This window comes from Pseudomonas sp. HMSC067G02, from assembly GCF_001813485.1.
GTDB lineage: Bacteria > Pseudomonadota > Gammaproteobacteria > Pseudomonadales > Pseudomonadaceae > Pseudomonas > Pseudomonas aeruginosa.
On the sequence record NZ_KV812668.1, the window covers coordinates 1 to 9490 of the forward strand.

General features: G+C 66.9%; 6 protein-coding genes, 1 pseudogene and 1 riboswitch. Of the genes and pseudogenes, 2 read left to right on the forward strand and 5 right to left on the reverse strand.

Annotated features, from left to right (window positions below):
- The first annotated feature begins 2 nt into the window (after positions 1-2).
- Positions 3-920, forward strand: coding sequence for an NAD-dependent epimerase/dehydratase family protein (locus HMPREF2914_RS13635; RefSeq protein WP_083323303.1), 918 nt, complete (start codon positions 3-5; stop codon positions 918-920).
- A gap of 9 nt (positions 921-929) precedes the next feature.
- On the opposite strand, the gene HMPREF2914_RS13640 is transcribed toward HMPREF2914_RS13635, so the two are convergent.
- From HMPREF2914_RS13640 to HMPREF2914_RS13660, 5 genes are all read right to left on the reverse strand, one after another.
- A complete protein-coding gene (locus HMPREF2914_RS13640) occupies positions 930-1373 on the reverse strand; it encodes a nuclear transport factor 2 family protein (protein WP_003094928.1) in 444 nt (147 codons plus the stop codon).
- Positions 1374-1489: 116 nt separating this feature from the next.
- On the reverse strand, positions 1490-2068 hold the full coding sequence (locus HMPREF2914_RS13645) for a TMEM165/GDT1 family protein (protein WP_003094926.1): 579 nt from the start codon (positions 2066-2068) through the stop codon (positions 1490-1492).
- Positions 2069-2158: 90 nt separating this feature from the next.
- Positions 2159-2282: riboswitch (yybP-ykoY riboswitch) on the reverse strand.
- Positions 2283-2420: 138 nt separating this feature from the next.
- Positions 2421-3884, reverse strand: coding sequence for an amino acid permease (locus tag HMPREF2914_RS13650; protein WP_003094922.1), 1464 nt, complete (start codon positions 3882-3884; stop codon positions 2421-2423).
- Positions 3885-3978: 94 nt separating this feature from the next.
- A complete protein-coding gene (locus HMPREF2914_RS13655) occupies positions 3979-4977 on the reverse strand; it encodes a class I SAM-dependent methyltransferase (protein WP_023092950.1) in 999 nt (332 codons plus the stop codon).
- A gap of 109 nt (positions 4978-5086) precedes the next feature.
- Positions 5087-6058 carry a 2-hydroxyacid dehydrogenase gene (locus HMPREF2914_RS13660; RefSeq protein WP_003094919.1) on the reverse strand — a complete coding sequence of 324 codons (972 nt, stop codon included), beginning with the start codon at positions 6056-6058 and terminating at the stop codon, positions 5087-5089.
- A 320-nt stretch (positions 6059-6378) separates the two neighbouring features.
- Here HMPREF2914_RS13660 and cdrA point away from each other — a divergent pair.
- Positions 6379-9490, forward strand: a pseudogene (gene cdrA / locus HMPREF2914_RS13665) (two-partner secretion system adhesin CdrA); the annotation flags it as partial.

Consider the following 9490-nt stretch of genomic DNA (forward strand, 5'->3'; position numbering starts at 1 on the left):
AGGTGCCCCATCAACCATTAAATCCGTATACCCCGCAGATCCAGCGTCTCGCCTATCTGGAGCCCGAGTGCCGGGTCGCCGAGATGCTCGACCACGCCGGCCTGGAACGCGCCCTGCGCGGCCTCGACGGGGTGATCTTCAGCGCCGGCTACTATCCTTCGCGGCCGCGCCGCTGGCAGGAGGAAGTGGCCAGCGCGCTGGGCCAGACCAACCCGTTCTATGCCGCCTGCCTGCAGGCCAGGGTGCCGCGCATCCTCTACGTCGGTTCGGCATATGCCATGCCCCGGCATCCCCAGGGACTACCGGGGCACGAGGGGTTGTTCTACGACAGCCTGCCGAGCGGCAAGAGTTCCTACGTGCTGTGCAAATGGGCGCTCGACGAGCAGGCCCGGGAGCAGGCGCGCAACGGCCTGCCGGTGGTGATCGGGATCCCCGGCATGGTACTCGGCGAACTGGACATCGGCCCGACCACCGGACGCGTGATCACCGCCATCGGCAATGGCGAGATGACCCACTACGTCGCCGGCCAGCGTAACGTCATCGATGCCGCCGAAGCCGGGCGCGGCCTGCTGATGGCCCTTGAGCGCGGGCGTATCGGCGAGCGCTACCTGCTGACCGGGCACAACCTGGAAATGGCCGACCTGACCCGGCGCATCGCCGAGCTGCTCGGCCAGCCTGCGCCGCAGCCGATGTCGATGGCCATGGCTCGCGCGCTGGCCACCCTGGGCCGCTTGCGCTACCGGGTCAGCGGCCAGTTGCCGCTGCTCGACGAAACCGCCATTGAGGTGATGGCTGGCGGGCAGTTCCTCGATGGACGCAAGGCCCGCGAGGAACTCGGCTTCTTCTCCACCACCGCCCTCGACGACACCCTGCTGCGCGCCATCGACTGGTTCCGCGACAACGGCTATTTCAACGCCTAGGACGGTTGGCTAGGGCAGCGCTTTTTCCGCAAAGGGCCGGGTCTGCAGTCCCAGCTGAGCGCGAAAGCTCTCCATGTCGAACATGGTGCACAGCTCCTGCAACTGGCCCTGCGGGTTGAACACCCAGAAGCCCATCGCGGAAATGCTCAGCACCTTGTCGCTGGCCGGATAGCCCAGGGTCGGCCGGACGATGGTGCCGATCAGCGTGCTCCAGGTGAACACCTTGCGTTCCTCGCCGATGCAGTCTTCGACCACGACCTCCAGGTCCGGCATCGCCGTGCGGATGTCCTGCAGCAGGCGGATATAGCCGGCGGTATCCAGGGGATGGCCGATGAACGAGCTTTTGTAGAGGAAATCCTTGCTGTGCAACTGCTCCACCAACGCCATGCGGCCCTTGTTCCAGGACAGCTCGATGTGATGGCGGGCGAGTCGTTTCAGGTCGTGTGAGGGCATCTCCGGCTCTCGTGGGCGAGTGGTGGGGCAGGCATCCGGTGCCTGCCTGAACTGTAGCCGTTCCTATGCATTTTGCATTGGCCGCCCAGCCATCCCGGGCCCGGCGGCGCAGTCCTTCAGAGCCAGCCGGTCAATTGCGCGGCGTGCCAGGCGGCGTACAGGCCAAGTGCGGCGAAGGCGGCCGCGGCCAGGCGGCGGATCAGGGTCAGCGGCAGCTTATCGGCGGCCAGGTTGCCGATCAGTACCACCGGTACGTTGGCGATCAGCATGCCCAGGGTGGTGCCGATCACCACCAGCCAGAAATGCGGATACTGGGCGGCCAGCATGACCGTGGCGACCTGGGTCTTGTCGCCCATCTCGGCGAGGAAGAAAGCGATCAGGGTGGTGAGGAAGGGGCCGTATTTCTTCAGTCCGGACTCTTCGTCGTCGAGCTTGTCCGGTACCAGCGTCCACAGGGCGACGGCGATGAAGGAGGCGGCGAGGATCCAGCTGAGGGTGGCTTCCGAGAAGAAGCTGGCGACCCAGGCGCCCACCGCGCCGGCAGCGAAATGGTTGGCCAGGGTGGCGGCGACGATGCCGGCGATGATCGGCCACGGCTTGCGGAAACGCGCCGCGAGCAGGAGTGCCAGCAACTGGGTCTTGTCGCCGATTTCCGCGAGGGCAACGATCAGGGTGGGGACGAACAGCGATTCCATCAGGCTTCCTAAGGGGCGGGTCGACCAATCACCATGACACGCGCCATCTGCCCGCCCCGGGTCAGATCGTGCGTGTCATAGGTCTTGTCAAACCCTTGGCCTGTCTGGGCAGGCTTGGGTCGCGCGCGCCATGGTCTGCGGACCAAGTGTGTTGACGCGTGCCGGGCGAGGCCGGTGCGGCGCTCGCGGGAGACTACTCCCCTAGGACGGGGCGCATTCTGCCCAAGCCGGGCGGCTTGGGCAAGCCCGGGACGGAAACTTTCGTCCGGGAGGGCGGCGAGGGAGCCTGATCGCAAGGAAACGTGCCGGCATCCGCAGCGATCCGCGAGGAATCGCTGGGCGGCAGGGTGAATCAGGTATTGGTCGGGCTGACGTCCATTTCGTGGTAGCGAACGAAGCGCGCGCGCTTCTTCCAGCGGTATCCCAGCCAGATCGCCAGGAACAGCGGCAGGCTGATGTAGGTGGCGAGGAGGCCGATCCAGTCGATGCGTTCGCCCACCAGCGCCTGGTAGTTCTGCCCGAGGGTGATGACCATGCACAGGGCGAAGGCGAACAGCGGGCCGAAGGGGAACAGCTTGGCCCGGTAGGGCAGGTCTTCCAGGCGGCCGCCCTGGGCCAGGTAGCCCTTGCGGAAGCGATAGTGGGAGATGGCGATGCCCAGCCAGGCGATGAAGCCGCACATGCCCGAGGTGTTCAGCAGCCATGTGTAGACGGTGCTGTCGCCGAAGGCTGAAGTGAGGAAGCACAGGGCGCCGACCAGGGTAGTGGCGTACAGCGCATTGCGTGGCACGCCGCTGCGCGAGACACGGGAGAACAGGCGCGGTGCCTTGCCCTCGAGGGCGAGGTTGTAGAGCATCCGGGTCGAGGCGTACATGCCGGAGTTGCCGGCGGAGAGGATCGCCGAGAGGATCACCGCGTTCATCACCCCGGCCGCCGCGGCGAAGCCGGCGCGCTCGAAGAGCAGGGTGAAGGGCGATACGCTGATGTCGCTGGCATCGTTCTTCAGCAGGTTCGGGTCGGTGTAGGGAATCAGCATGCCGATCACGAAGATCGCCAGGATGTAGAACATCAGGATGCGCCAGAACACCTGGCGAATGGCGATCGGGATGTTCTTCCGCGGATTTTCCGATTCACCGGCGGCGATGCCGATCAGTTCGGTGCCCTGGAACGAGAAGCCGGCGATCATCGCCACCCCGACCATCGCCTGGAAGCCGCCGACGAAGGGCGCGTCGCCCATGGTGAAGTTGCTGAAGCCGGGCGACTCCACGCCATGCATGATGCCGAAGATGGTCGCCAGGCCGACGCCGATGAAGATCACCACCGTGACTACCTTGATCAGGGCGAACCAGAATTCGCTCTCGCCGAAGCCGCGCGCGGAAATCACGTTGAGGCCGAACATGATGCCCAGGAAGATCGCGCTCCAGTAGATGCCCGGCACCTCGGGGAACCAGAAACTCATCACCAGTTGCGCTGCCACCAGCTCCGCGGCGATGGTCACCGCCCAGTTGTACCAGTAGTTCCAGCCGAGGGCGAAACCGAAGCCATCTTCGACGAACCGGCTGCCATAGGTGCAGAACGAGCCGGAAACGGGCATGTAGGCGGCCATCTCGCCGAGACTGGTCATGAGGAAGTACACCATCAGCCCGATCAGGGCGTAGGAAAGCAGCGCACCGCCGGGCCCGGCGGTGGCCACGGTGGCCCCGGAGGCGACGAACAGCCCGGTGCCGATGGAGCCGCCGATGGCGATCATGTTCAGGTGGCGCGGCTTGAGCACCCGCCGCAATTGCTGGCCCTGGCTGGCGTTCAGGTCAGTCATCGGCGGCCTCCCGGCGGGTGGCCACGGAAGGGTCTGGCTGCGGGCGTGCGGGCAGGGAGAGGAAAAGCTTCATTCACAGGGTTCCAGGCAGAAATCAGGAGCGACGGGCGGAGTAGATGCGGAAACCGTCGCCTTCGGCGAGTGTCCGGCAGGGGCCGAGGTGGCGTTCGATCAACGGCGGGTACTTCAGGAAGCTGTTGGCGACCAGGCGCAGTTCGCCGCCCGGCGCCAGGTGCTCGGCGGCGCGTTGCAGCAGGCGCTCGGAGGCCTGGTAGTCGGTGTGCACGCCCTGGTGGAAGGGCGGGTTGCTGACGATCGCGGCGAGTTCGCGCGGCGCGCCGTCGATGCCGTCGGCGGCGATCACTTCGCCGTCCAGGCCGTTGGCGGCGAGGGTCAGTCGGCTGCTCTCGACAGCGAAGGCGTCGACGTCGAGCAGGCTCAGGCGACTGGCGGGGTAGCGACGCTTGAGGGCCGCCCCGAGTACGCCGGCACCGCAGCCGAAGTCCAGCAGATGGCCGCCGGGCAGGGCTTGCAGTTGCCCCAGCAGCAGCGCGCTGCCGCGATCTAGGCGGCCATGGCTGAACACCCCCGGCAGGCTCACCACCTGCAGCTCGCCATCGGCCAGCGGCAGGCTGTAGCGCTGGGCCAGGGCGTGCAGGTCGGGCTCGGCCGGCGCCTGTTCGATACGCACCTGCCAGAGCTGGCAATGCCGCGCGCTATCCAGTTTGCGGGGCTTGCCGTAGGCGGCCAACTGCTTGCTCGCGCGCTCGATCCCGCCGCGCTTTTCGCCGACCAGGAAGAGTTCGCCGCCGGGCAGGCGGGCGGCCAGGCTGGCCAGCAGGTAGTCGGTCAGTTCGCGGGACTTGGGCAGGAACAGAACGGCCGAAGTCCAGGCGCCGATCGGCGCGCGCGTGTCGAAACGGCTACGGCCGGGGAAGCGGGCGTCCAGCTGCGCCTGCTCGCCGGCGTGCCAGCTCCAGCCCTGGGCCTGCGGTAGCTCGGCGAGCAGGTCGTCGGCGGGCAGGCCGGCCAGCAGCAGCGGGGTCGCGAAGAGGTGGCGCTGGCGCAGCAGCACTTCACTGCGAGGGTCCATGCGGGCTCCGGAAAAAATGGGAAATCTTAACAGGCTTGGGCCTGGCATACCCGCATGGATTGTCGGCGAGGATCGCCGTTCATCCGTGCGCGGTGCCCGCAGCGCCGTCTCAGCCGGCGTTGACTACCCGCAGGGCGCGCCCGGCCTTCCATGCCTCTGCGTTTTCCGCCAGTTGGCCGACGATGCGCTGCCGCGCCTCGCGACTGCCCCAGGCGTTATGGGGGGTGACGATCAGGCGCGGGATGTCGGGGGCCAGCAGCGGATTGCCGTTTCTCGGCGGCTCGACGCTGAGCACGTCGGTGGCGGCGCCGCCCAGGTGGCCGCCGCGCAGGGCGTCGGCCAGCGCCTGTTCGTCGACCAGGCCGCCACGGGCGGTATTGACCAGGAAGGCGCCAGGCTTCATCAGCGCCAGTTCGGCGGCGCCGAGCATCCCGCGGGTGTCCTCGGTCAGCGGGCAGTGCAGGGTCAGGGCGTCGACCCGTGGCAGGAGTTCGCCAAGCGGCAGGCGGTCCGCCCGGGCGGGCCGTCCTGGCAACTGACCGAGCAGCACGCGCATGCCGAACGCCTCCGCCAGCCGCGCCACCGCCCCGCCCAGTTCGCCATGGCCGAGCAGGCCGAGGGTCTTGCCTTCCAGTTCGACGATGGGGAAGTCCAGCAGGCAGAACTGGCTGGATTGCTGCCAGCGGCCGCTGCGTACCGCCTGCTGGTAGTCCGGCAGGCGCGTAGCCAGGGCCAGTAGCAGCGCGAGGGTGTGCTGGGCTACCGAGGGCGTGCCGTAGCCATGGCAGTTGGCGACGACGATACCGCGCTCGCGAGCGGCAGCGAGATCGATGTTGTTGGTGCCGGTAGCGCTGACCAGGATCAGTTCCAGCTCTGGGCAGGCGGCGATGCATTGCGCGTCGATCGGCGCCTTGTTGCTGATCGCGACCCGCGCACCGTGCAGCCGCGCGGCGACTTCCTGCGGTTGGCTGGCGGCATGCAGTTGTAGCTCGTCGAAGGCGGCGCGCAGGGGGCGCATGTCCAGGTCGCCGAGGTCGAGGGAGGCATGGTCGAGGAAAACGGCGCGCAGGGCATGGCTCATGGAAGGTTCCTTGGCGGCAGCGGACGGGGGCTGCCTAGCCTAGCAAACCCGCGTGCCAGGGAGGTCTTCCGGTTTTCTTGACAGTGATTATCCCGAAAGTATTGTCGGTTTTTTGACGGTATTACATATTTAACCTCCGTAGTGTCATTTTTGAGTCACTCCGACGAACGGTCGCCCTTTCAAGTGGACAATTTTTGATCTGAAAGGCATTTTTTTGGCACACAAGGCGCAATGTGAATTGCTTCTCAGATTTTCGTCATTTAACTGACGAAATGCAGTGCTGGAAAACTGACGTGCGCCACGCAGATAGGGAGATTTTCATGGTCCGTCCGGATAGCCAGCGCGGCAAGCGCACCTCTTCGAAAACTGGTAGGGAAGGGCGTTTCGTCCTTGCCGCCAGCAGCACCCTCATGTTCGCCATCGCCAGCATCAACGCGGCCATGGCGGCACCTACCGGTGCCCAGTTCAACCCCAACGAGATCAAGATCAGCCAGCAGGGCAAGACCACGCTGATCGACCAGAGCACCCAGCGCGCGATCATCAACTGGAAGGGCTTCGACGTCTCCGCCGACGAGGCGGTGCGCTTCAACCAGCCCGGTGTGACCTCGTCGACCCTGAACCGGGTCACCGCAGGCCAGGAAAGCGTGATCGCCGGGCGCATCTCCGCGCCCGGCCAGGTGATCATCTACAACTCCAACGGCGTGGTCTTCAGCGGCTCGGCCAAGGTCGACGTGGGCTCCCTGATCACCACCACGGCGAACATCAGCGACGAACATTTCCGCCAGGGCAAGCTGATCTTCGACCAGCCCGGAAACCCCGACGCGCGGATCGTCAACGACGGCAGCATCAGCGTCGCGGAGAAAGGCCTGGCGGCCTTCGTCGCGCCGTCCGTGGCCAACAACGGCGTGATCAACGCCCGCCTCGGCACCGTGGCGATGGCCGCCGGCAATGCCGCGACCATCGACCTCTACGGCGATGGCCTGGTGTCGATCGCCGTGACCGACCCGGTTACCCGCAAGCCACAGGATGCCCAGGCGCTGGTCAGCAACGGCGGCGCGATCCAGGCCGACGGCGGTAGCGTGCTGATCACCGCCGAGCAGGCTTCCCGGGTGGTCGACAACGCGGTCAACCTGTCCGGCGTGATCCTTGCCCGCGGCACCGAGGTGCGCGAGGGCAGCGTGGCGCTGGTAAGCAAGTCCGGGGACATCCAGGTCGCCGGCAAGATCGACGTCAGCGGTCCGAAGAACGGTGGCGACGTGCTGGTCAGCGGGCAGCAGGTGGCCCTGGCGAGCACCGCCAGCATCGACGCCCGCGGCGCCGCGCAGGGCGGCAGCGTGCGCATCGGCGGCGACTTCCAGGGCCGCGGCGAGCTGCCACGAGCGAAGAACGCTACGCTGGCCAAGGGCGCCAGCATCGACGTCTCGGCTACCGGCAAGGGCAATGGCGGCCTGGCGGTGGTCTGGTCCGACGGCAATACCCGCATGGACGGGCGGATCCTCGCGCGCGGCGGCGCCCAGGGCGGCAACGGCGGCCTGGTGGAGACCTCCGGCAAGGTCAACCTGAGCATCGCCGACAGCGCCTACGTCAGCGTCGCCGCACCCTACGGCAACGGTGGCACCTGGCTGCTCGACCCGACCACCCTGCGCATCGTCGCCTCCGGCGGCACCTCAGGTTCGGTGGGGGGCGCCAACGGCGCCAGCGGCGATGCGACGGTGAATGCCTCGGTGGTCACCGGGGCGCTGGCAGGCGGCAAGGTGACCCTCAGCGCCAGCGACCGGCTGTCGGTGGAAGCGCCGCTGATCACCAGCAACCTGGGCGGCGCCAGTCGCGGCCTGGAACTGATCGCCACCGGACCTGCCGGTGCGGTGGATATCTCTGCGCCGATCCTGTTCCGCAACGGCAGCCTGGCAATCCGCGCCGGCGGCAACATCAACTTCCTCAGCGGCGGCACGCCGCAGACCAGCGGCATCGTCGACCTGGGTAGCGGCACCCTGTGGATGCAGACCAGCACCGCCGGCAAGATCAGCCAGCAGGCCGGTACCGCGCTGATCGCCGCCAACCTCGCCGGCCGCGCCGGTAGCATCGACCTGGCTTCCTGGGACAACTACGCCGGCAACCTGGCGCTGCAGACCTTCAACGGTACGCTCAAGTACCGGCAGAGCAACGCCACCGGCGTGACCACGAGCGGCACGGTGTTCGATCCGTTCATCAACCAGAGCATGACCGGCACGGCGCAGAACAACGTCTCCAGCGTCGGCACGCGGATTCTCGAGGCCAACAGCGTCGGCACCACCGGCAACTACACGCTGACCGCCGACGGCAACAGCGAGTTCGACCGCCTGGTGTTCACCGCGCTGCCCTATCGGCGGGTCAGCGGTTCCGCCAGTTTCCCGACCAACGACTCGTCGGACTACCTGGTGACCAACCTGCGCTACCAGGTCAACGGCAGCAACGTCACCGCCACCCCGAACGGCGGTGCGCCCAGCGGGTTCACCGTCGCCGCCGGCAACGGCAGCGTCACCACCTGGACCGGAAACTGGGGCACCAGTTGGGGCGTCAAGGGCTTCGGCGGCGTGATCGGCGTGACCGACGAACTGCAGTACGACGTCGGCACCGGCCTGACCGAGGAACTGATCTTCGGCCTCGGCGGCAAGACCAGCCGCGTCGATACTCGCCTGGACCTGTTCATGCGCGAGGGAGCGTTCAACAGCTTCGCCGAGCGCGCCCAGGTGGAGATGTTCAAGACCACCACCACTGCCGGCGACATCCTTTCCCGCCAGCAGACCGCCACCCTGACCGCCAATGACGCTACCCGCGTCTACGGTGATGTGAATCCGACTCTGACGGCCACGATGTCCGGCATCAACGCCATCGACGCCTACGTCAACAGCCAGTTCAACGACCTCTACCAGGCGACCGCCAGCACCACGGCGACCCAGGCGTCGAACGTCGGGCAGTACGCGATCACCGGTAACGCCAATGGCAGCGAGTATTTCAGCCAGCGTTACCAACTGGTGCGCCAGGACGGCAAGCTGACCGTCACGCCGGCGCAATTGATCGTCAGCGCCGACGCCAAGACCAAGGTCTATGGCGACGCCGATCCGACCCTCACCTACCAGGTCAGTGGCCTGAAGAACAGCGATACCGCCGCCGGCGTGCTGAGCGGCAACCTCGGCCGGGTGGCCGGGGAGAACGTCGGCAACTACGGGATACTTCAGGGCGGGCTGGGCCTCAACACGGCCAATTACACCCTCAGCTACGTCGGCAACGACCTGCGCATCACTCCGGCGCAACTGAACGTGATCGCCGATGCCAAGACCAAGGTCTATGGCGACCTCGATCCGGCGCTGACCTATCAGGTCTCCGGTCTCAAGCGCGGCGATACCGCCGGTGCGGTCCTCAACGGCGGCAGCCTGAGCCGCGTGGCTGGCG

Coding starts and splice junctions, on each gene's coding strand:
- HMPREF2914_RS13640 (WP_003094928.1), bottom strand. CDS start 1,373: ATGCCCTCACACGACCTGAAACGACTCGCCCGCCATCACATCGAGCTG.
- HMPREF2914_RS13645 (WP_003094926.1), bottom strand. CDS start 2,068: ATGGAATCGCTGTTCGTCCCCACCCTGATCGTTGCCCTCGCGGAAATC.
- HMPREF2914_RS13650 (WP_003094922.1), bottom strand. CDS start 3,884: ATGACTGACCTGAACGCCAGCCAGGGCCAGCAATTGCGGCGGGTGCTC.
- HMPREF2914_RS13655 (WP_023092950.1), bottom strand. CDS start 4,977: ATGGACCCTCGCAGTGAAGTGCTGCTGCGCCAGCGCCACCTCTTCGCG.
- HMPREF2914_RS13660 (WP_003094919.1), bottom strand. CDS start 6,058: ATGAGCCATGCCCTGCGCGCCGTTTTCCTCGACCATGCCTCCCTCGAC.